We start from the raw sequence: 21,772 nt of genomic DNA on the forward strand, positions 1-21,772 counted from the left end.
GGACTCGTCGGTGCGCTGACGAAATCGGGAGTCGATCGCCGCGCAGTCCTACGCGAAGTGTGGGGCGAGCTCCCAATTGATATCTCCGCTCGCCGACACCGCCTCCTGGACGGCTTTCGATCGACAAAAGCTTCCGCGACCGAACGAAGTGGGTGGAGTGTGGGACGTACTCCTCGGCCACCGTCTTGGCGCGCCGCCGCTGATACCGAGACGCCCGCGGCCAACCAAGCCGAGTTCGACGCGCTTTCGCACAGGATGCACGGCGTGTCCGGATGTCTGGAATGTAGGCGGTTGAGCGAACTGCAACTTTGACCGGGGGTTACCCGCTGCCGAACGATTCGGTATCGGGCCCGTCGCGGACCCGGCGCGCGAAAGAACCCACACAGCCGGAATCACACTGCACATCGTGCGCACCGATATGGAGACAATCGAAGTGAGTTCTGGCAACATCGTCGAATTTGGAACGGGTAAGAAGTCAACAGAAGCCATTATCGATGCAGCATTGGCCGAACTGGTCGACGGCGAGACGAGGTGGGCTAACGTCACGCTGGCCGGACGCGCTGCGCTGCTGAAGCAAGTCCTGACTCTGATGACCACTCATGCCGACGAGTGGGTCGCGACCGCCGCGGCAATCAAGGGACTCGATGCGAAATCGCCTCTCATGGGCGAAGAGTGGACGTCCGGACCCTACCCAATTGTGTCTGCGTGCGCCGCATTGTCCGCAACGCTTGAGAAGCTCGCAATCGGGCAGAGCCCCCTGGCAGACGTCCATTTCGGTACCGCGTCCGGTAACCGCACGACCGTCGAAGTGTTACCGCTGGACTTCTTCGACAAATTGCTGCTCAACGGGTTCAGCGCACAGGTGTGGCTGAAGCCTGGAATCGACCAAGTGGCCGCAAAGCGCAATGCCGGTCTCGCACAGCTTGACCCACGCCGCACGCACGGTATCGGCGTGGTACTCGGTGCGGGCAATATCACCTCGATCGCACCGCTCGACGGTTTGTACGAGCTGTTCGCACACAACCGCGTCGTCGCGCTCAAACTTAATCCGATTATGAATCCCATGCTCGGCGTCATGACGACTGTCCTGGCACCGCTGATCGATGCTGGGGCACTGCGACTCTTGACCGGCGCAGCAGACGTGGGTACCTATCTGGTACAGCACAACCTGGTCGATCACGTCCACGTGACCGGAAGTTCGGCGACGCACGACGCCATCGTATTCGGCAGTGGCGAAAAAGGCGCTCAACGCAAGAAGAACAACGAACCGATCCTCAGTAAGAAAATAACCAGTGAGCTCGGTGGTGTGTCGCCGACAATCGTCCTGCCCGGCGAGTGGACCACCGCGGACATGAAGTTTCAGGCGGAACACATTGCTACGCAGCGGCTTCATAACGGCGGCTACAATTGCGTTGCCGCCCAGGTGGTGGTCCTTTCGTCCAACTGGACGCAACGCGACGAGTTCATCGCTGCGTTGCGTTCGGCATTGGATTCGGCTCCAGCACGTATGCCGTACTACCCCGGCAGCGACGTGCGAATTGCCGGCGCTGTCGCGTCGTACCCGCATGCCGAACGCGTCGGCGATGCCGGGGGGCGGCTGCTGGTCACCAATCTGACTCCCGAGCAATACGAGCCAATGCTGCAAACCGAGTACTTCGCGCCCGTGTTAGGTATCATCGAGCTTCCCTGCGATGGTGCTGAATTTGCTTCCTGTGCAGCACGACTCGTCAACGACGACTTCGCCGGTACACTTGGCGTCAACATCATCGCGCAGCCCAAGACAATCAAGTCGATGGGTACAGCATTCGATCGGTTCGTCGAAAGTCTGCGCTACGGCACTGTGGCGATCAATGCGTGGACGGGCGTTGCCTACCTGACCGCAACCGCAACTTGGGGAGCGTTCCCAGGGCATAAACTCACGGATGTGCAAAGCGGGATCGGTGTCGTGCACAACGCACTGTTAATCAGCGACACAGAGCGGACCGTCGTCCGTGGGCCGTTTCGGCCGTCGCCGCGCTCACTGATGAACGGGGAGATGTCGATCGCTCCGAAGCCGCCTTGGTTCGTGACCAATCGCACTGCCGCGATGACTGGGCGACTCCTTACTCTGTTCACCGCGGCGCCGAGCTGGCGTAAACTTCCAGCGCTGTTTGCGTCCGCCCTTCGAGGATAAGGCTTGGATGGGATGGGATGGGATGGGGCGACGCGAGGTAACGGCTCCCGACCCCCGAAATTGAGAAACCACAACCCTAGGATCGCGGGACTGGGGTTTGTGAGAGCGGTTCATCGGTGGGTTTGGTCGATTCCGTGACACCTTGGCGATGCACGCCGCGATCTTCCACACGATCGCCGTCGGGCCATCAGCGACCTTGAGCTGTCCTCCGACTTAATAGCAGATGCTCTCCTATGTTCAAGCAACGATTTCGGCGGTTGGTCTGCTGGCCGGGTGTAACGCGTGGAAGATTTCGCGGGCGATGTAGCGCTTGAGGCATCGCATGATCTCGTTTTTGGTTTTGCCTTCGGCCAGGCGGCGGGCGATGTAGTCGCGGGTGCGCCGCTCGTGCCGATTAGGCCGCGACACCTCGATCACCGTGACCGCATGCGCCTGCAAATAGCGCTGCAGGCCAGCGTCGTAGGAGCCGGTGCCTTCCAGGCCGGCTTTGTCCACGACGCCAAACGAGCCCATCCACGACAGCAGATGCCGGTAGTCGGCTCGGCTAGCAGCAAACTCGGCGCCCGCGCCTCGACCCGCCACGACCCACACATCCGATCCACCAGCGCCCGCGACCGCTCGCACCGCGGGGGATCCCAATGATCGTGAAGCCGAGTGTCGAACATACGTTCGAGCATAGCAACACGCGGTGACAAGCCAGCCGCTGGCTAGCCGCCCCGGGATGCGATCATCGCCGAGCGATTGACCTTGGTAGCCGCGGTGCGGGGGATCGCGTCGACGAACTCGACGGTCTTGGGTGCCTTGTAGTGGGCGAGCCGGTTTTTCGCGTACTCGATCACGTGGTGTTCAGTCAGGTCTGCATGGTCCGCGGGCTGGACCACCGCATGCACGCGGCGCCCCCACCGTGGGTCGGCCAGCCCGATGACGACGACGTCGGCGATGCCGGGGTGACCGGCCAGCGCCGACTCCACCTCCGCCGGAAAGACATTGGCGCCGCCGGTGATGATCATGTCGACGCGGCGGTCGACGATGTAGAGGTAGCCGTCGTCGTCGAGATACCCGATGTCGCCGGCGGAAACGAAGCCGTCCTCGGTCGACGGCAGGGGCGGCGCCCCGCCCAGGTAGCGGGATCCCGCGCTCATCGGTGCGCGCAGGTAGATCTCGCCGTGTTCACCGGGGCCCAGCGGTTTCCCTCCGGCGTCGAGAATCCGGATCTCGGTGTCCCGGAAGCCGCGGCCGACACTGCCCGGATGGGCGAGCCACTCGTCGCCGCGCAACGCGGTGAGTCCCAGGTTCTCGGTCATGCCGTACGCCGTCACGATCTGCTCCGGGCTCAGCAGCTCGAACCAGGTGTGCATGAGCGACGGCGGCATCACCGCGGCGCCCTGCAGGATGAAGACGACGCTGGACAGGTCGCGCTGCCGGACGTCGCGCCGGGCCGCGATCCGCGCCAGCATCGTGGGTGTGGCCGTGAAGTTGGTGATCCGAAAGCGTTCGATCACGTCCAAAACGAGTGCCGCGTCGAACTTTTCGAGCAACACCAGATGGTCACCGGCCAACAGGAAGAAGAAGCTGGCGAAGCCGTTGGTGTGATACATCGGCGCGGGCACCATGATCGTCTGGGGTTGGGCCACCGGTGTCCAGTTCGACAGGAATGGCTCGCCGTGCTGCGGCGTCCAGAGTGACGGCGCCAGGCTGAGGATCACTTTCGGCACGCCGGTCGAGCCGCTGCTGCAGATGCCGTTGGCGCTGGGGGAAACGGCTGCGGGCAGCGGGCTTTCGGACTCGCCGGCCGAGCGCGCATCCAACTCCCACCGGGTTTTCTCGTCGACGACCACGGCGGGGTCGATCACCTCGCGCACCCGGTCCCGCTCCCATTCGGGCAGATCCCAATGCATGGGAACGGGAACAGCACCGATCTTCCAGCACCCCAGCGCCGCGAGCATCAGATGCTGTGAGTTCGGGATCGCAAGTGCGACAAGGGAGCCCACACCAGCTCCATTGGCCGCCAGCGCCCGTCCCCACTGGTTGGCGCGGGCCTCGAGTTCACCGAAGGTCAGCGTGCTCGCAGTGCCGTCGAGCGCGACGACCGTCACGGCCTTCTCGTCGCGGCGTTCTTCGGCGAGCTGCTGGAGTTTGGTCCCGAACGGGATGCCTTCCTCCAGCGGGTTAGGGTTCGCCTCAGACGCGAGGGGTTGGGTATTCACGCCGGTACCGGCCCGCTGAACAGCGTCTCGAGGTGGCCGTCGCGGACGTCGGGTATCAGGCGCAGCGCGAGCGCCTCGGCGCTCAGCGGCAACCGGATCAGCGGTTGGGTGTGCCGGTCAAGCACGCTGACGTCGGACTCGTCGCAGAAGCCGAGTGCGCCGAGCAGTTGGTGCGAGGTCCGCATCACCTGCCGTGCGGTGTCGGCGGCCTTGTACCGCAGAACGAGCGCGTCGGCCGAATGTACCTGCGCCGGTAGCGTTTCCGGCCGGCAGATGGTGTACTTCGCTAGTTCGTGAAGGCCGCGCACCCCGACGGCGGCATCCGCGACCGCGAACCTGACGGCTTGGAAGTCGGCCAGCGGCTTGCCGAACTGGACGCGGGCGCGCACGTGTTGGGTGACAATGTGCAGCGATTGCTGCAGAGCTCCCAGAATCCGCCATGATCCCAGCACGAGATGAAGGTTAACGTCGCCAGCCGGGACGGTTCCGTCGGGTGCGCTCAAAGTGGCCGGCACCAGAAACGGCCCCAGTTTGGCGTTCGTCCGCGACCCCGGCCGCGGGTGGTACCGCGTGCCGTCCAGGTCGGCGGCGATCCAACCACCGGGCAGGTCGCCGTGGTCGATGCGCGGCGCCTCGGGATTGACCAGGGTCAGTCGGGCGCCGTCTATCGCCAGCAGCTCTTCCACGACGGGGTACGGCAGCGCGTTCGCGCCGGCGGCCTGGCAGAGCACCGCTGATGCAAGCAAGTCGTCGGGCGCCGACCGGACGTCGAGCTCGAACGCGCCGAGGTCGCTCAGGGCGGTGCGTGCCGCGTCGCGTACGCCGTCGTCGGTCTCGGCGCGCAGCGCCGCCGGTGGGCCGCCCAGCCGGGTGAGCCGCTTCGCGGCGACGGCGGCGAAGTCGCCGATATCTTGTGGCAGTTCGGTTTTCACCGGTGCTCTCCCAGAACGTCGCGTGCCACCAGCATTCGCTGCACCTCGATGGTGCCCGATGCCACGGTGGCGGCCTGTGCGTAGCGCCAGTGGTCTTCGATCGCCCCGTGCAGGGGCGCCGACGCGCCGCTGTCCAGCGCGCAAGGGCCCAGCGCGTCGAAAAGCAGCTCGGCGATCTGCTGATCGCACGTGGTGGTGGCGATGCGGGCGGCGCTGGCCGCCGCGCCCGCCGACGGGTCGTCCTGCAGCGAGATGGCGCGATACGCCAGCAGCCTGGCCACCCGCAGGTCGACCAGCGCCCGGGCCCAGCGGACGCGAATCGATTCGGGCAGCTCGTCCCAGCCCTCGCCGAGTTGGTTGCGCATCCGGTCGAGCAGCGATTCGCACCGCGCGTAGCGCGCGATGCCGACCCGCTCGAACGCCAGCGCCTCGCGCATCACCCGCCAGCCATCGCCGGGCTCGCCGAGAACGTCGCCGGGGAAGGCCGGCACGTCGTCGAGGAACATCTCGTTGAGGTGATGCGGTCCCAGCATCGACGGGATGGGCCGGACGGTGAAACCGGGCCGGTCCATGGGGATCAGAAAGAGGGTGAGCCGCTTGGCCTTCGGGGCATCGGGATCGGTGCAGGCCGCCAGCACGCACCAGGAGGCCATCTGCGCGTACGACGTCCACACCTTCTGGCCGGTGATGCGCCACCCGTCACCGTCCGGCACGGCGCGGGTGCGCAGCGAAACGAGGTCGGTTCCGGCCTCCGGCTCGGAAAAGCCTTGGCACCAGATGACATCGCCGGACGCGATGGCCGACAGGTGCATGGCCTTCTGTTCGGCCGTGCCGTAGCGCATCAGCGCCGGGCCGACCCAGTTGATCCCCATGTACTGCGGCCCGCGGGGCTCGTGCTGGGCCCACATCTCCTCGCGCAGCACCGTCTGCTGCCAGACCGAACCACCGCCGCCGCCATGCTCTTTCGGCCACGCCAGCGCCAGCAGCCCCTCGGTGGCCAACAGCTTGCAGAACGTCTCGGTGGTGGCCAGGTCGCGCGGATCGTCCGTGCAGGCGCCGAGGAAGCCGGCGGGGATGTGGTTGGCGATCAACTCCCGCAAATGATCTCGGAGTTGTCCGGCGTCCTCGCCCAGGTCGTAATCCATCCCCGTCATCCCTTCGGCAGCCCGAGCAGCCGCTCGGCGATGATGTTGCGCTGCACCTCCGACGTTCCGCCGTAGATGGTGGCGGCCAGCGCGTCCTGGCGTTCGAACAGCAGATCCGGATCGCTAACCCAGTCCTGCCCCTTGGCGACGGTGGCCAGTTCCCAAACCCGTTGCAACGTAACCGATCCGAGCAGCTTCAGGATGACGGCTTCGGGGCTCGGCCGTCCCGCCAGCTCATTGCCCAGCGCCCGGTATCCGGTGGCACGCAGCGCCTCGGCATCGGCGAGGAGCGAGCCCAGCTCGGCGCAGATGTCGTCGGTCGGACGCGCCGCGCGGACCGCGTCGAGTCCGCGCTTGATCTCGACCCAGTTCATGATCCAGATCATCTGGCGTTCATGGTGCAGCGACGACAACGCGACGTTCCAGCCGCCATGCAGTGGCCCGAGCAGGTTTTCCGCCGGCACCTCGACGTCGTCGAGGAAGACCTCGCAGAACGTCTCGTCGGAGACCGACGCCATGCGGATGGGCTCGACCCTCACCCCGGGCGAATGCAGGTCCAGGATCAGGCACGAAATACCACGGTGTTTCGGCGCTTCCGGATCGGTGCGGGCATACAGGGTGCACCAGCGGGACTCGTGGGCCTGGGTGGTCCAGATCTTGTGGCCGTTGACCCGGAAAGCGTCTCCATCAGGGCCACAGCGCTCGGCCCGGGTGCGCAGCCCGGCGAAATCGGACCCGGCTTCCGGCTCGGACATGCCCAGCGCCCACCACTCGTCGCCGCGCAGCAGGGGAACCAGCAGCCGGTCGATCTGGGCGGGCGTGCCGAACTGACGGATGCCGGGCGCGGCGACGCCGGGACCCTGAATGTTGGGCAGCTTGGGCGCGGACCGCAGCGCGGCCTCGATCCGGACCTCCATTGCGTCGCGCAAGCCCAGCGACCGGCCGCCATGCTCGCGGGGCCAGGTCGGTTGTATCCATCCGGCCTCGAAGGCGGCCCGCTGGTAGTCACGCCGAAGCGGCAGGTCCCAGCGGTACTCGCGGTACTTCTCGTAGTAGTCCGTCGGCAGGAATTCCGTCAGCCACGCGCGGAATTCCTCGATGACCGCCGTCATCCCGCGCCTCCCGCGAACCGGCGGCCCACCTCGTGGTAGAGCGCGCGACTGTCGCCCAGCATCGCCGCGCCCTGCCAGGCGTGCCGGACGTAGAGGTGGATGTCGTGCTCCCAGGTCTGCCCGAGGGCGCCGTGCACCTGTACCGCGGTGCGAGCGCAATTGACCGCGGCGTCGCCGGCCGCAGCCTTGGCCAGCGCGGCGGCGGTCCAGGCATCGCCGGTGCCCGGATCGGCAAGCCGGGCCGCGGCCGCGTAGGTGAGGCTGCGCGCCCGTTCCACGCTGACGTGGTTGTCGGCCAGCGCGTGTTTGATCCCCTGGAAGGCGCCGATCGGGGTGCCGAACTGCCGGCGTGCCTTCGCGTGTTCGACCGCGCGGTGCAGGGCGGCGCTCGCCACGCCGACCAGGTCGGCGGCGGCGGCCACCAGCGGCACCGTCAACGCCGCTTCGAGCTGGACGGGCGCGGCCGCCAACGGCTCGGCGTCGATCTCGACGTCGGCGACCGGTTGCGCGGGGTCGGTCGACTCGCCCGTCAGGACGGTCACCCCGCTCGCACTGTCGCAGCGCGCGACCGCCACCACTGTGCCATTGGGGTCGGTGCCGCCCCGCGCCAGCGTGACGATCAGCTCGGCGCGCGACAGGTTGGGGACCGCGACAGCCCGCCCGCGCAGGCGTCCCTGCCGCAGCGTCATCGGTGCGCCGGGCAGCCGAGACCCTCGGGAGTGGACCGCCAGGGTGGCGACGGCACCGCCGGCGATGTCGGCGAGCACCGGGTCGAGGCCGCTCGCCCGCAAGGCGCCCGCGGCCAGCCCGACGCTGCTGAGCAACGGGATCGGCGCGAGGGCGGCGCCGCATTCCTCGAGCACCACCGCCAGCTCGACGGGTCCGTAGTCACCGGAGTCGGGCGCCGCGAGTTCCGTCCAGCCGAGGTCGACGACCGTCTTCCACAGTGCGCGCCAGCGTTCGGGATCGGTCATCGCCTGGCGGGCGGCGTCGGGGGGACACTCGGTGCGCAGGATGCCGCGCACGGTGTCGCGCAGCGACAGCTGCTCCGAAGTCAGTCCGACATCCATAAGACCCCTAACATAATAAAAATAGTAAACTAGCGCCGCTGTTGCAATCGGCGCGAGCTTAGGTGGGCGAATGGTCGAGTGGTATCTGTTCCTGCCGCAGGTGCGGTTGTCGGCGGCCGACATCGCGGAGCGGGCCCGCCACGCCGAGGCCGGCGGTTTCGACGGAATGGCGTTCATCGATCACCTCGAGGCGCCGGGGCTGCCCGGCGAAAACATCTGGGAGGCAATGGGCATCGCCACCTGGGTCGCGGCCAAGACCGAGCGGCTACGGATCGGTCATCTGGTGTTGTGCGACGCCTTCCGGCATCCTGCAGTGCTCGCCAAACAGGCCGTCACGCTCTCGGACGCGTCGAACGGCAGATTCGAGCTCGGCCTCGGCACGGGCTCCTGGCCCTCGGAGTTCACCAGATTCGATGTGGGTCAGCAGGATCCGAAAGCCAGGGTCGAACAACTCGGGCGCCACGTCGAGCTGATCAGGCAGTACTGGGGCGACGGGACAGTGGAGGCTGCGCAGGCCCCGCGCAGGTCCCATCCGATACCGCTGGTCCTGGGTGGCACCGGGCCCCGGATGATGGAACTCGTTCGTAAATACGCGGATTGGTGGAATCTGCCGGCCAACCACATCGACAGGCTGCCCAAGCTGGCCCCCGAGGCCGGGTCGGCCCGGGTGTCGATCCAGCAGATGGTGGGATTTGTCCGGGCCGGCAGCGACCCGAACAGCGTGCGCGAAGTGAGCACCCGGCGGTTCGGCAACCTGGGGTCGGGACTGGTGTGCGGGGACGCCGACGAGTTGGTCGGACACTTCACCGGCCTGGCCGACCAGGGTGTCGAGCGGTTCTACGTCTGGTTCGCCGATTTCGCCGTGCCGGACTCCCTGCACGAGTTCGGCGAAACGGTGATCAAGGCGTTCGCTCGCGGCGGCGACGGGCTTCCGTAGGCACAACCGGCGGCCTGGCGAACGGACCGCGCTGCACGGCGCTGAGCCGGATCTCCGGCAGGTCGACCGACGGGTCGACGGTGTCCAGCCAGGCGACCGCCTCGGCGACGTCGGACACCTGAATCGCGTACATCTCGAAGGGAACGTCCTGCAGCATCTCGGTTTCCACCGGGCCGGGTGTGACGATGTGCACGGCGATCCCGTCACGATCGACTTCGAGCGCCAGGGCGCGGGCGAATGCGTTCATGCCGGCTTTCGACGCGGAGTAGGCGGTCCGGGCCATCATCGGCTCGTGCGCCGCCGACGACGAGACGAACACGAACCGTGAGCCCGCACGCATCCGCGGCAGTGCTGCGGCCGTCACCACGAAGCACGAATCCAGGTTGGCCGACATGATGGTCCGCCACTGGTCGAATGTCTGCTTGCGCGCGTAGGTTCCCCCCAGCGTGCCGGCCGCATGAACGACGAGGTCAATCCGCTCCAAAGTGCTTATCGCAGAGGCGAACCCATCCGGATCGGACGCGTCGGCCACGAGATGGCGCGCGCCGATCTCCTGGGCGGCCGCCCGCAGCGGAGCCTCGCGACGCGCCGCGAGCACCACGTCGTAACCCAACTCGCTCAGCTTGCGGCCGCATCCCTTTCCGATCCCGCCGCTGCCGCCGGTGACCAGTGCGGTTCGCATCGACGTCAAGCGCGTCAAGGGCGCCGGACGTCCCGCGGGCGAGACAATGCCTGCGGCGACAGCGCATAGATGCGTTGATCGGGCCGACCCGACAGCACATAGGTCTGCGTGTCGGCGAGGTGGCGACCCGCGATGCGGCGGGCCCGGTCGACGTCACCCTCGGCGATGGTCTCGGCGAGCTTGACGTGGGTGCCGAGCACCGCGCGGCGCTGAGCCAACGACGGGTAGGTCCCGCGCGCCGCGCTCTCGTCCGCCCACTGCTGTTCGTGGCTGGTCCACAGCGTCTCCAGGCTGCCGACGACCGCGATGATGGTGTGGTTTCCGCAGCCGCGGACCACGAGATCGTGGAATTGGCGGCCGATTTCGGTGAAGAGCCGACCGTCGTCGAGATGCTCGGCCATCGAGTCGTTGACCAGCTTGAGTTCCGGCACCAGGGTGTCCGCCCGGTCGGGCCGCTGGGCCGCCAGCGCGGCGCACGCGGGCTCGAGTTCCCGCAACGCCGTGCCCAGGTCGGCGACTTCGACGGACTCGCTCTGCAACAGCAGGCCGAGCATGTAGGCCGCGCTGGTCTTCGCGGGCGCGTGCACCACGGCGCCGCCGCGGTTGCCCCGCCGGACCGAGACCAGCCCCTCGGTTTCCAGGATGCGCAGCGCCTCGCGCAGGGAGACCAGACTGACGTTGAACTGTTCGACGAGCACCTCCTGGCGGGGCAGGAGGTCGCCGTCGGCGAGTTCGCCGTCGATGATCTGGCGGCGCAACTCGTCGGCTACGATTTCGGCGATCCTCGGCGCCGACAATCGGCGACGGGCGTCTTGGCCAATTCCCAGGGCAGTCATCCATCCTCGCGTGCTCGACTGGCTTAGCTATTTTAGCAGTAATGGTATAAATAGCCGCGTGAGGCGCGCGCCCGACAGCCGGCCGACCCCGCTCGACGAATTGCGTGTCGTCGAGATCAGCGACCGGATAGCCGGCAGCTACTGCGGCAAGCTGCTGGTCGATGTCGGCGCCCAGGTGCGCAAAATCGAACCGCCACAAGGGGATTGGCTGCGGCGGTACTCCGCCAGCTGTTCGCCGGTTCCGGAGGGCGAGAACTCACCCTTCTTCAGCTACCTCAATGCCGGCAAGCGCAGCCTGACCGTCGCCGAAGGCGCTGACGATTTGGCGCGATATCGCGCCGAACTGGCGGCCGCCGACGTCATGGTCGTCACCGCCGGCCGGTCGCGGGCCGCGGCGCTGGGCATCGATCCGCAGCGCCTGCTGGCCGACTCCCCACGCGCGATCATCGTCACGATCTCCGACTTCGGTTGGAGCGGACCGTACGCCGACCGCGCCGCGAGCGAGTTCACCTTGCAAGCGTGGGCCGGCTCGCCCGGCTTTCGAGGCGATCCCGCCGGGCCTCCCATCGCGATCGGCGGCGACCTGGGGGAGTACATGGGCGGCGTCTACGCCGCGTTCGGCGCGCTGGCCGTGCGCCGTCGCGTCGAGCGCGGCGGCCCCGGCGAGCACCTCGACCTGTCGATGCTCGAGGCGATGACCGCGATGCAGAGCAGCGAATGGCTGCATTCGCAGCTGCTGCGCGTTCCGCCGGTCCGCCGGACCCTGGAGGTGCCCTCCATCGAACCGGCCAAGGACGGCTACGTCGGCATCACCATGGTCACCGGACAGCAATGGCTCGACTTCGTCGCGATGGTCGAGTGCCCGCAGCTGGAGGAGATCGAACAGCTGCGTTTCCAGATCGGCCGATGGGCATACCGCGACCTGATCCGCGAACAGATCGGCCCATGGCTGGCCGAACGGACCGTGGCGGAGATCGTCGAACTCGGGCAGCTGTTCCGGCTGCCGATCGCGGCGCTGGGCAATGGCTCCACGATCCGCGATATGGAGTACGCGCGGCAGCGCAAGGTGTTCACCCGCAACCCCGCCGGCTTTCACCAGCCTCGCCCGCCGTGGCTGATGTCGGCGTGCGCGCCCGCGCCGCTGCGCGCCACCCCCGCGCCCGGTGAGGCCAACGACGAACCAGCCTGGGAGAGACTCGAATCCGAGTCGGTCCCGGCGCCGCGGGGGCTTCCTCTCGAGGGCGTGCGCATCGTCGACCTGACCGCATTCTGGGCCGGTCCGGCGGCGACTCACCTGCTGGCCGCGTTCGGCGCCGACGTCATCAAGGTGGAGTCGATACAGCGACCCGACGGCATTCGATACTCGGGCGGGATGCGCACCGACGTGGACGACTGGTGGGAGTACGGCTGGGTATTCCACGCGATGAACACCAATAAGCGTTCGGTCACACTGGATTTGGGCTCGAGTGAAGGACGCGGGGCGTTGCTTACGTTGGCGGCCGGCGCCGACATCGTGATCGAGAACTTCTCACCGCGGGTGATGGAACAGTTCGGCCTCACCGCCGACGTGCTGCTCGAGGTCAACCCGAAACTGGTGGTCACCCGGATGCCGGCGTTCGGGCTGGACGGCCCGTGGCGCGAACGGGTCGGATTCGCCCCGACCATGGAGCAGATCGCCGGCCTGGCCTGGGTGACCGGGCTGCCGGAGGCTCCGCCGGTGACGCCGCGCGGAGCCTGCGATCCGCTGGCCGGCGTGCACGCCGCATTCGTCGTGCTGGCCGCGCTGGACTTCGCCGAACGCACCGGGTCGGGCCAGCTGCTCGAGCTGCCGATGCTGGAAACGGTGCTCAACGCCACCGCGATCCAGGCGATCGAAGCCGAGGTCTTCGGGGTGACGCTGGGCCGGCGCGGCAACCGCGGTCACGGCGAGTCGATCCAGAATCTCTACCGGTGCGCCGGTGACGACGACTGGATCGCGGTCACCGTGCGCGACGACCGGCAGTGGCGGGCCCTGGTCGACGTGATGGATCGGCCGGCCTGGTGCGACGGGGGCCTGGCGACCGCCGCCGCGCGGCGGCAGCGGGCCGACGACATCGATCGCCGGCTGCGGGATTGGTTCGCCGCGCAGCCACTGGAATCGGCGGTGGAGCGCCTGGCCGGCGCGGGGATTCCCGCCGCGCCCGTGGTGTCACCGTCATTGGTGACCGAGAACCCGCAACTGCGCGCCCGGGGTTTCTTCGAGGCCCTGCAGCACCCCAGCACCGGCACGGGCCTGTATCCCTGCCCGCCGTTCGCGAAGCTGGCCGGACAGGATAAGTGGCTGCTTCACCCGCCGCCCAGGCTGGGCGAGCACAATGGAGAGGTATTGCGCGATCGGTGCGGACTGACCGAAGAAGAGCTGGCCGACCTGGCAAGCAACGGAGTGATCGGGACCCGTCCGGCGGGCCTCAAAAAATGAGGATCGAGGAGGACGCCTGATGCGTGTGACGGTCGACGAGAACCTGTGTGAGGCCAACGGCTTCTGCGAATCGCTCGCCCCGGAGGTGTTCGAACTGGGCGACGCCGACGTGGTGCAGATCGCGGACGGCCCCGTGCCGCCGCGGCTGGAGATCGACGTACGCGCTGCGGTGGACCAGTGTCCCAAGGCCGCGTTGCGGCTGATCGACTGACCGGTTCTAGAGTGCGTGCATGCCGTCTCGAGACATGGCGAGGTATGCCGCGATGCGGCCCTACTTCGAGGTCGTCGCCGAGGCCCTGACGGGGTTGGTCGACGGGACCGATTTTTTCGACATGCACGCCGAGGATGCGGTGGTCGAGTTCGTCATCACCGTCCCGGATTACCCGCGCCGGATCGTCGGGCGCGAGGCGCTGGCCGAGCTGTACTCCGACTACGGGGAGTCGATCGTCCAGAGCGGCAGCAGCGAGGTGTACCGCTATTACGATCCCGAGAAGTCGGTGGTGATTCTCGAGTACACGATGCACGGCACGGTGGTGCGCACGGGAGCGCCGTACGTCAACCGATTCGTCTCGGTGATCACGGTCAGGGACCGCAAGATCGTGCACTGGCGCGACTACCTGGACCCGCTGGCGGTGTTCGCCGCATTGGGCGACGGGCCGGTGCCCGACTGACTTATCGCCGCTCGGTCAGCGAAATCGTCATCTCGTCATAGATCGACATGTTCGTGAGCAGATTCGGATAAGCCACCTTGGCCGGACCGAGGGCGATGTCGTCGCACCGCAGCAGCAGTTCGTCGAAGACCGCGCGCAGTTCCGCGCGCGCCAGCATGGCGCCCAGGCAGTGATGCGGTCCGCCCCCTCCGAAAGCCACCTGCGGGTTGGGCTGACGCCCGATGTCGAAGGTGAACGGCGAGGAGAACACCTCCTCGTCGCGGTTGGCCGAGCGCAGCATGGACACCACCCGCTCGCCCTTCGCGATGTGCTGGCCGTCCATCTCGACGTCGACCTTCGCGGTGCGCGTCCAGTACGCGACCGGTGATGCCCAACGCAATACCTCCTCGACGGCGCTCGGCCGCACATCCTCCTGCGCGCGGTACCGCTGGATCTGCTCCGGGTTCTCGACGAACGCCTGCAGCCCGATGGCCAACGCGTTCTTGGTCGTGTCGCTGCCGGCAAACGCCAGCACGAAGAAAAAGAACTCGAGTTCGTTGGCGGGCAGGCTGAATTGCTCACCGTCTTCGCCGGTGATCACCGCGGTCGCCAGCGTGCTCCAGATGTCATCGGCGGGGTTGCGCCGCTTGTCCGCGGTGAGCTCCATCGCGTACCCGAAGATGGTGGCGTAGAGATGGGTATAGTCCTGCCACCTCGGCCGCGCCTGCGGCGAGTTGGCCTTCAGGATGCGGTCCAGGCAATCGAAGATTCGGGGCCGGTCGGATTCCGGTATGCCGATGATGTCGCCGATGACCGTCATCGGCAGCGCGTCGGCGACGTCCTCGATCCAGTCGCCGCCTCCCTCGGCGAGCAGGTGGTCGATCAACCGCCCGGCGCGCGCCCGGATGCCGTCCTCGAGTGTGGCGACCGCGCGCGGGTTGAACGCGCTGGAGATCAGCTTGCGGCGCTTGTTCAGTCCCGGTGGGTCCATGTTGATGATCGTCGGGTACGACGAGAACATCCCGACCGGCTGGATGAGCGGGCCGTCCACCGCGGTGAAGGAGTCGGCGTCACGATGCAGCCGGACCGCGTGCCGGTGCTTGGTGGCCACCCAGAATTCGCGCCGCACGGTATCGGCAACGCCGGGCGTCAGCTCGTGGCGGAACAGCGGCCTGCTGCGTCGCAACTCGGCGAACAACTCGTCGGGAAAGCCATTGCGCCACAAGGCGAAATCGGATAGATCCACTGCCGCAGCCGTCATCTGAAACCCCGCTTCATGGCGACACACAGCACCTCCGGGGCGCCGCGTTGACGTTCAATGCTTAAGATAGTAAAAATAGACCTAGTCGTCGAACCCCGCTGGGAGTGCTCGTGACGGATACAATCTCGGATTCGGCCACCGATCCATCAGAACGTGAGTTCGGACAGGCCGGCATCGCACTGTCGACCTACCGGTTCCCGACGGGCTGGTTCATCGTGGCCTTCGCGTCCGACCTCGCCGCCGGTCAGGTCAAGCGCGCGCACTACTTCGGCGAGGAGCTGGTGCTGTTCCGCACCGAGTCCGGCCAGGTGCACGTGATGGACGCCTACTGTCAGCACCTCGGCGCCAACCTGGGCGTCGGCGGCACCGTCGAGGGCGACAACATCGTCTGCCCCTGGCACGGCTGGCGCTGGCGCGGTGACGGCACCAACGCCCTGATCCCCTACAGCAAGATCGGCTGCAAGAACAACGTTCGGATCCGCACCTATCCGAGCATCCAGTGGTACGGGTTCATCCTCGCCTGGCACGAGCGGCACGGCCGCGCACCGTACTGGCAGCCGCCGGTGCTGCCCGAGCTGGAAACCAACGAGTACTACCCGCTGCACCCGCACACCCAAATGCTCAACCGGGTCAAGGTGCACCCGCAGATGATCATCGAGAACGCCGCCGATCCCTACCACGTCCAATACGTGCACAAGGCCGCCAATCCCGCCACCACCTCGTCGTTCGAGCTCGCCGGCTACCACCTGCACGCCACCGTCAACGCCCATTTCGGCGGCGGCCGCGCGTCGACCTGGTTGACCCCGAACGGGCCGGTCGACGCCAAGATCATTTACGACAATTACTCGTTGGGCCTGGGGCTGGTTCGCTTCCCCAGCGAGCTGGTGGCCACCGTCCAGGTGACCGGGCAGACGCCGGTCGACGAGGACTACACCGACTACTTCTACACCCAGGCGTCGATCCGTGAGCCCGGCGATACCGGCGACGTGCCCACCGGCCGCGCCGCGAAGTTCCTTTCGCTGCAGCAAGAGGTCATCAAACAGGACTTCTTCACTTGGGAGAACATGAAATACCTCGAGAAGCCGAACCTGGCTCCCGAAGAGGCGCACGACTATGCCGCCCTTCGCCGCTGGGCGCACCGCTTCTACCCGGGGCCGCGGCCCTCGCCCTCCGACTTCGGCTACACCGCGGATGGTGAGCCCGACCCGGCGGCCGCGAAAGCCTGATGCGGGGGCCCGCAGACTTCGGCGTCGACAGTTTCACCGTGCCGGCCGTGCTGGATCGGCGGGCCGAGCAGCATCCCGACCGGGTGATGATGTCGATCGCCGGCGTGGACGTGACCTTCGAGCAGATGCGGCAGCGGTCCGGCGCGGCGGCGGGCATGCTGGCCGGCCTGGGCGTCGGTCGCGGCGACTGCGTGGCGCTGTTCACCGCCACGTGCCCGGAATGGGTCTATTTCTGGCTGGGTGCGGCGCGCATCGGCGCGGTGAGCGCGGCGGTGAACGCCGCGAACAAAGGCGATTTCCTGCTGCACACGCTTCGCCTGTCGCGGGCCAAGGTGATCCTCACCGACGCCGAGCGCCGGTCCCGAGTCGACGAGGTCGCCGGCCGGCTTGATACGGTGACCGACGTTGTGGTGCAGGATGATTCACTGGCAGATGCGCTGAGCGGCCCTCCGGACCACCCGGTGACCGAGAGCCCCGCCGGGCCGGCCGACGTGGGGGTGCTGTTCTACACGTCCGGCACCACGGGGCCGTCGAAAGCGGTTGCCACGACGTGGCATTACCTGTTCTCCGTGGCCGCGACGGTCGCTTCCGCCTGGGCATTCGCCCCGGGGGAGGTGCTGTGGACGGCGATGCCGCTATTCCACCTGAGCGCGGCGCCCAGTGTGCTGGTCCCCATGTTGGTCGGCGGAACGACCGTGTTGGCCAAGGCGTTTCACCCCGGCGAGGTGTGGGATGACATCCGCGCCCGCGGGGCCGTCGGTTTCGCCGGCGCCGGCGCGATGGTGTCGATGCTGCAGAATCTGCCCGCGGATCCGCGCGACGCGCAGCTGCCGCTGCGGTTCATCTCCGCCGCGCCCATCGACGCGAACTCCTACCACGACATCGAAAAGCGTTACGGCTGCCGCATCGTCACGATGTACGGCATGACCGAGGCCTTTCCGATCGCCGTCAAGGGCGTGGCCGACGAAGGGCTGCCCGGGACCTCGGGCCGGCCGAACCCCGTTTTCGACGTGCGCATCGTCGACGAGCGCGGCGATCCGCTGCCGCCCGGGGCCGTCGGGGAGATCGCATGCCGCCCTAAGCATCCGCACGTGATGAGCGAAGGCTATGTACGTCAGGGTTCGCGGGTGGATCCGCACCCGGAGTGGTTCCGCACCGGCGATTTGGGCCGACTCGATGCCGATCGGAACCTGACATATGTGGACCGCGTCAAAGACTCGTTGCGCAGGCGCGGGGAAAATGTCTCCTCGGTCGAAGTGGAGGCCGTGGTCATGCGCCATCCCGCGGTGGCCGAAGCCGCGGCGGTCGGAGTGCCCAGCGACCTGGGCGAGGACGACATCCTGTTGATCGTGACGTTGCGCCCGGGGGCGGCACTGGATTGCGCGGAGTTGCTCGACTTCTGCGCGGCCCGGATGCCGTACTTCTGCGTGCCGCGCTTCGTCGAGACGGTTGATGAACTTCCGAAGAACGGCATTGGGCGAATACGTAAAGACGTGTTGCGCGGCCGCGGCCTGGCACCGGGCGCGTGGGATCGTGAGAAAGAGGGGTATATAGTTCGCCGGTAAGTTACGTTAATGTTACGTAATCGTCGGTAAGTTAATTTACTGTTACGTTACTTCCCCTTGTTGGACGGCATTTTTCGAGAGAGGCTGCAGAGCAAAATGACCATGACGTATCAGGAACAGGAGATGCTCCAGGCCGCCACGGCCCGCGCTGCCATCCTCGATCTGACCGCCCGGCACAACCGGGCCTACTCCGACGGCGATCGCGAGCGCTGGATCGCCACCTTCCGACACTCCGGCGCCAGCTACGCCCGCGATGGCGACCTGTTCACCGATCTGCGCGCGGCCTTCGACGGCGGCGATGGACAGCGGCTGGTGAGTCTCGACCACGAGATCCGCATCGACGGCATCAACGCATCCCAGCGTTGTGTCGCGGTGCTGTTCGCCGCGATGTACGGCGACACCACCCTGCGGGCCACCGGGACATACCGGGACACGCTGGTCTACGAGCGCGGCGGCTGGTACTTCACTTCCCGTGCGCTCGAATGGGATTCGGTGCCGAGTCGGCACCCGCTCGTCATGTGAGCGGGGATCAGGACCTCAGCTACCAGCTAGCCTTCGGTACCTATGACGACGCGCTGCGCATGGTCGGCGCGAAGAGCGAACCCCGTACCGCGGCGACCCCGGTCAGCGGCGCGCGTATCCAGTTGTTCGCCGCGATGGTCCGCGACGCGAATCGATCGTATTGGGATGCCGAGTTTGCCCGGAATAGATGGGGCGGCCTGCTCGCCCCGCCGGCCCTGTTGATGGGTTGGCTGATACCTCCGCCGTGGGAGCCGACGGGTAGGCCACCGGCGGCCTCGGTGGTGCTGCGGGTGCCGTTGCCCGGCACCACGTTCATCAACGCGGCCAACGATGTCGAGTTCCTGCGGCCCATCGTCGAGGGGGATGTGCTCACCGCCGTCGAGGAGCTGGTGTCGGTGTCGCCGGAGAAGCGGACACGGCTGGGGGTCGGTCATTTCGTCGAGACGCTGGAGACCTATAGCCGTCAGGACGGGGCCGTGGTCGCCACATGCCGAAACACGTTGTTCCGGTTCACTCCCGGTGGCGCCGCGTGAGCGATCTGGACTGGAACACCATCGAGGTTCCCGTGCAGCTGCCGGAGGTGGTCGACCACATCGGCTATCAGCGGGTGGTCGAGAATGCCGGTGCGACGTGGGATTACTTCCCCGGTCATTTCGATCCCGAATACGCCAAAAAGCAAGGCAACCCGACGATTTACGTCAACACCATGCACCTCGCCGGGTTCGCCGACCGCGTCGCCACCGACTGGGCGGGCCCGGGCAGCCGCGTGGTGCGCCGCTCGATGCGGCTGGCCGCCTCGATCTACGCCGGCGACACGATGATCGGCCGAGGGCGCGCGGTGGAAAAGCGGCGGGACACCTCGGTGGACCCGCCGCGCTGCCTTGTCGACATCGAAATCCAGGTGACCAATCAGCACGGCGCGCTGTGCTGCCCGGTGGAGCTCACCTTGCAGATCCCCGACCACCCGTGGCATTAGATGACGTAGGCGAACGGCACCTCGCGGTATGCCGGCGGTTCGGCGAGGCGGTTGCCTCGGCGGATGGCAAGTGGGACCGTCGCTCACCGTGCGATGCGTGGGACGCCCGAGGGGTGCTCGAACACGTGATCGGTTTTCACGACGTACTTCTCTTAAGGCCCCTCGGGCTTAAGCCCGACCGGCCCCGAGACGATCCGCGGGTGCGTTGGCAATCGACCTACGACTCGCTGACGGAGGCTCTCGAATCCGGCAGCGCGACACAGCTGGACGCGTACCGGCTGATGCCGAATCTGTCGCGCGATGTTTTGGTGCATGCCTGGGACCTCGCCCGCGCGGTAGGGGCCGACGATCGGCTGGATCGGCGTTGGTGCGGGCTGTTTTACGCCGGCTTGCCGGCGGACCCCCAGGCCTTGACCACAGCCGGAATGTTCAAGGCCCCGGTCGCGGTGCACGACGAGATCTCCGAAATTGACGTGCAGGACAGACTTCTCGCGCGGCTGGGCCGCGATCCTGCATGGCGACCGCACGATTCATAGCGGCGGCAACTGCCCCTTGCACACCAGCGTCTGCAGCTCGACGTACTCGTGCAGGCCCTCCGGCCCGAACTCGCGCCCGATGCCCGATTGCTTGAAGCCACCGAAGGGGGCGCCGATGTCGAGCGTGTACATGTTGATGCCGTAGGTGCCGGTGCGGACACCGGCCGCGACTTCCAAGCCGTGTGCGATGTCAGCGGTCCACACCGAACCGGCCAGACCGTAGTCGCTCTCGTTGGCGATGCGGATCGCGTCGGCCTCGTCGCGGTAGCGCAGCACGGTCAACACCGGGCCGAAGATCTCCTCCCGGGCGATGCGCATCTCGTTGGTGGCGTCGGCGAACAGCGTGGGCCGCACGTACCAGCCGCGCCCGGACGGACTGTCCTCGCCGCCGAGCACGACGCGGGCGCCTTCGGTCTGGCCGGACCTGATGTAGTCCTGCACCCGACGTTGTTGCCGTTGCGCGACAAGGGGTCCGATGTCGGTGGCCTCGTCGGCCGGGTCGCCGACGTTCAGCGCCGACATCATGTCGGCCAGCGCGTCGACGACCTCGTCGTGACGCCGATCGCTGACCAGGATGCGGGTCTGCGCGACGCAGGCCTGGCCGTTGTTCATCAGGCCGGCGGTTTTCAGCCCGGCCACCGTCTTGCCGATGTCGGCGTCGTCGAGGATGATCGCCGCCGACTTGCCGCCGAGCTCCAGGCCCACCCTCTTCAGCTGCTCCCCGCACAGGGCGGCGATGCGGCGCCCGACGGCACTGGATCCGGTGAACGCGATCTTGTCCACACCCCGATGGCGCACCAGCGCCTCGCCGATGTCGGGTCCGCCGGGGAGCACCGACACCACCCCGTCGGGCAGGTCCAGCTGCTCGATCATTTCGGCCAACCACAAAGCGTCCAACGGCGTTTCGGGCGCGGGTTTGATGATCACCGTGCAGCCCGCGATCAGGGCCGGGATCAACTTGGGCATGATCAGGAATTGCGGCACGTTCCACGGCACGATCGCCCCGACCACCCCGACCGGGGCCCTGCGCAGGTGCACTTCCCCGAGCACGCCCCGGCGGCGTTCCGCCCACGGAAAGTCGCGTGCGGCCGCCAGTGCGAGGTGGATCAGCGAGGCCGCGGCCGCCCCTTGGCCGAGCCGGCTGAAACTGCGCGGAGACCCCATCTCGTCGGTGATCAGGTCGGCCATCTCCTCGATGTGGCCGGCGTAGATCGCGGCGAGCTGTTCGACCTTGGCCATCCGGTCGGCATGGGTCATCCGTGGCCAAGGGCCGTGGTCGAAAGCGCTTCGCGCGGCGGCGACGGCGGCGTCGACGTCCTCGGGCCCGGCCACCTGGACGTGGCCGACCGGTTCTTCGGAGTGCGGGGAGATCACGGCGAGCTGCTGCGGGTTGGCGGGCTTGCGCCACTGTCCTCCGATGAACAGTTCGTTATAGGAACGATGGCCGGGATTCTGTGTCATCGGGGCACTTCCTCGGGGAATGG

Annotated in this window: 20 protein-coding genes and 1 pseudogene; 11 read left to right on the forward strand and 10 right to left on the reverse strand. The window is 67.2% G+C overall.

Annotated features, from left to right (window positions below; translation table 11 throughout):
- Window positions 1-418 precede the first annotated feature (418 nt).
- Entirely contained in the window at window positions 419-2,173 is a 1,755-nt protein-coding gene (locus JWP83_RS12030; protein WP_297730216.1) for an aldehyde dehydrogenase family protein, read from the forward strand.
- Window positions 2,174-2,410: 237 nt separating this feature from the next.
- Here the strand turns inward: JWP83_RS12030 and JWP83_RS31240 are convergent.
- The 6 genes and pseudogenes from JWP83_RS31240 to JWP83_RS12060 all read right to left on the reverse strand — a co-directional run.
- Window positions 2,411-2,566 (reverse strand): annotated as a pseudogene (locus JWP83_RS31240) (IS110 family transposase); the annotation flags it as partial.
- A gap of 314 nt (window positions 2,567-2,880) precedes the next feature.
- On the reverse strand, window positions 2,881-4,380 hold the full coding sequence (locus JWP83_RS12040) for a class I adenylate-forming enzyme family protein (RefSeq protein WP_297730173.1): 1,500 nt from the start codon (window positions 4,378-4,380) through the stop codon (window positions 2,881-2,883).
- On the reverse strand, window positions 4,377-5,312 hold the full coding sequence (locus tag JWP83_RS12045; protein WP_297730174.1) for an acyl-CoA dehydrogenase family protein: 936 nt from the start codon (window positions 5,310-5,312) through the stop codon (window positions 4,377-4,379). Before JWP83_RS12045 ends, JWP83_RS12040 begins: the two co-directional genes overlap by 4 nt.
- Complete coding sequence (locus JWP83_RS12050; RefSeq protein ID WP_297730175.1) at window positions 5,309-6,466, reverse strand: acyl-CoA dehydrogenase family protein; 1,158 nt, start codon at window positions 6,464-6,466, stop codon at window positions 5,309-5,311. Before JWP83_RS12050 ends, JWP83_RS12045 begins: the two co-directional genes overlap by 4 nt.
- Window positions 6,463-7,569: an acyl-CoA dehydrogenase family protein gene (locus JWP83_RS12055; protein ID WP_297730176.1), complete on the reverse strand. Its 1,107-nt coding sequence runs from the start codon at window positions 7,567-7,569 to the stop codon at window positions 6,463-6,465. Before JWP83_RS12055 ends, JWP83_RS12050 begins: the two co-directional genes overlap by 4 nt.
- The gene (locus JWP83_RS12060) at window positions 7,566-8,639 is read right to left on the reverse strand and encodes an acyl-CoA dehydrogenase family protein (protein ID WP_297730177.1); all 1,074 of its coding nucleotides are present in this window, start codon (window positions 8,637-8,639) and stop codon (window positions 7,566-7,568) included. The genes JWP83_RS12055 and JWP83_RS12060 overlap by 4 nt, the downstream gene beginning before the upstream one ends.
- Before the next feature lie 70 nt (window positions 8,640-8,709).
- On the opposite strand from JWP83_RS12060, the gene JWP83_RS12065 reads away from it, so the two are divergent.
- Window positions 8,710-9,576, forward strand: a complete 867-nt coding sequence (locus JWP83_RS12065; protein ID WP_297730178.1) for an LLM class flavin-dependent oxidoreductase — start codon at window positions 8,710-8,712, stop codon at window positions 9,574-9,576.
- Here the strand turns inward: JWP83_RS12065 and JWP83_RS12070 are convergent.
- Both JWP83_RS12070 and JWP83_RS12075 read right to left on the reverse strand, forming a co-directional pair.
- Window positions 9,539-10,258, reverse strand: a complete 720-nt coding sequence (locus JWP83_RS12070; RefSeq protein ID WP_297730179.1) for an SDR family oxidoreductase — start codon at window positions 10,256-10,258, stop codon at window positions 9,539-9,541. The genes JWP83_RS12065 and JWP83_RS12070 overlap by 38 nt on opposite strands.
- A 14-nt stretch (window positions 10,259-10,272) precedes the next feature.
- A complete protein-coding gene (locus tag JWP83_RS12075; RefSeq protein ID WP_297730180.1) occupies window positions 10,273-11,094 on the reverse strand; it encodes a FadR/GntR family transcriptional regulator in 822 nt (273 codons plus the stop codon).
- A 58-nt stretch (window positions 11,095-11,152) separates the two neighbouring features.
- Between JWP83_RS12075 and JWP83_RS12080 the strand changes: the two genes are divergently transcribed.
- Genes JWP83_RS12080 through JWP83_RS12090 form a run of 3 tightly spaced genes read left to right on the forward strand, consistent with a single transcriptional unit; the run spans window position 11,153 to window position 14,223 of the window.
- Window positions 11,153-13,552 (forward strand): CoA transferase, encoded by a 2,400-nt coding sequence (locus tag JWP83_RS12080; RefSeq protein WP_297730181.1) that lies wholly within the window; start codon window positions 11,153-11,155, stop codon window positions 13,550-13,552.
- 19 nt (window positions 13,553-13,571) lie between these two features.
- Window positions 13,572-13,763 carry a ferredoxin gene (locus JWP83_RS12085; protein ID WP_297730182.1) on the forward strand — a complete coding sequence of 64 codons (192 nt, stop codon included), beginning with the start codon at window positions 13,572-13,574 and terminating at the stop codon, window positions 13,761-13,763.
- A gap of 19 nt (window positions 13,764-13,782) precedes the next feature.
- A complete protein-coding gene (locus tag JWP83_RS12090; protein WP_297730183.1) occupies window positions 13,783-14,223 on the forward strand; it encodes a nuclear transport factor 2 family protein in 441 nt (146 codons plus the stop codon).
- 1 nt (window position 14,224) lies between these two features.
- Here the strand turns inward: JWP83_RS12090 and JWP83_RS12095 are convergent, their stop codons facing one another.
- Window positions 14,225-15,463, reverse strand: a complete 1,239-nt coding sequence (locus JWP83_RS12095) for a cytochrome P450 (RefSeq protein WP_297730184.1) — start codon at window positions 15,461-15,463, stop codon at window positions 14,225-14,227.
- A 98-nt stretch (window positions 15,464-15,561) separates the two neighbouring features.
- Here JWP83_RS12095 and JWP83_RS12100 point away from each other — a divergent pair, with 98 nt between their 5' ends.
- From JWP83_RS12100 to JWP83_RS31245, 6 genes are all read left to right on the forward strand, one after another.
- On the forward strand, window positions 15,562-16,689 hold the full coding sequence (locus tag JWP83_RS12100; protein WP_297730217.1) for an aromatic ring-hydroxylating dioxygenase subunit alpha: 1,128 nt from the start codon (window positions 15,562-15,564) through the stop codon (window positions 16,687-16,689).
- Window positions 16,689-18,254: an AMP-binding protein gene (locus JWP83_RS12105; RefSeq protein WP_297730185.1), complete on the forward strand. Its 1,566-nt coding sequence runs from the start codon at window positions 16,689-16,691 to the stop codon at window positions 18,252-18,254. Before JWP83_RS12100 ends, JWP83_RS12105 begins: the two co-directional genes overlap by 1 nt.
- A 96-nt stretch (window positions 18,255-18,350) precedes the next feature.
- Complete coding sequence (locus tag JWP83_RS12110) at window positions 18,351-18,776, forward strand: nuclear transport factor 2 family protein (protein WP_297730186.1); 426 nt, start codon at window positions 18,351-18,353, stop codon at window positions 18,774-18,776.
- Window positions 18,737-19,309: a MaoC family dehydratase N-terminal domain-containing protein gene (locus JWP83_RS12115; protein WP_297730187.1), complete on the forward strand. Its 573-nt coding sequence runs from the start codon at window positions 18,737-18,739 to the stop codon at window positions 19,307-19,309. Before JWP83_RS12110 ends, JWP83_RS12115 begins: the two co-directional genes overlap by 40 nt.
- Window positions 19,264-19,752, forward strand: a complete 489-nt coding sequence (locus JWP83_RS12120) for a MaoC family dehydratase (protein WP_297730188.1) — start codon at window positions 19,264-19,266, stop codon at window positions 19,750-19,752. The genes JWP83_RS12115 and JWP83_RS12120 overlap by 46 nt, the downstream gene beginning before the upstream one ends.
- The gene (locus JWP83_RS31245) at window positions 19,743-20,288 is read left to right on the forward strand and encodes a maleylpyruvate isomerase family mycothiol-dependent enzyme (RefSeq protein WP_367185630.1); all 546 of its coding nucleotides are present in this window, start codon (window positions 19,743-19,745) and stop codon (window positions 20,286-20,288) included. Before JWP83_RS12120 ends, JWP83_RS31245 begins: the two co-directional genes overlap by 10 nt.
- Here JWP83_RS31245 and JWP83_RS12130 read toward each other — a convergent pair.
- Window positions 20,283-21,749 carry an aldehyde dehydrogenase gene (locus JWP83_RS12130; protein WP_297730190.1) on the reverse strand — a complete coding sequence of 489 codons (1,467 nt, stop codon included), beginning with the start codon at window positions 21,747-21,749 and terminating at the stop codon, window positions 20,283-20,285. The genes JWP83_RS31245 and JWP83_RS12130 overlap by 6 nt on opposite strands.
- Between the last annotated feature and the right edge of the window lie 23 nt (window positions 21,750-21,772).

The sequence above is a fragment of the Mycobacterium sp. genome (genome assembly GCF_025965855.1).
Classification (GTDB): Bacteria; Actinomycetota; Actinomycetes; order Mycobacteriales; family Mycobacteriaceae; genus Mycobacterium.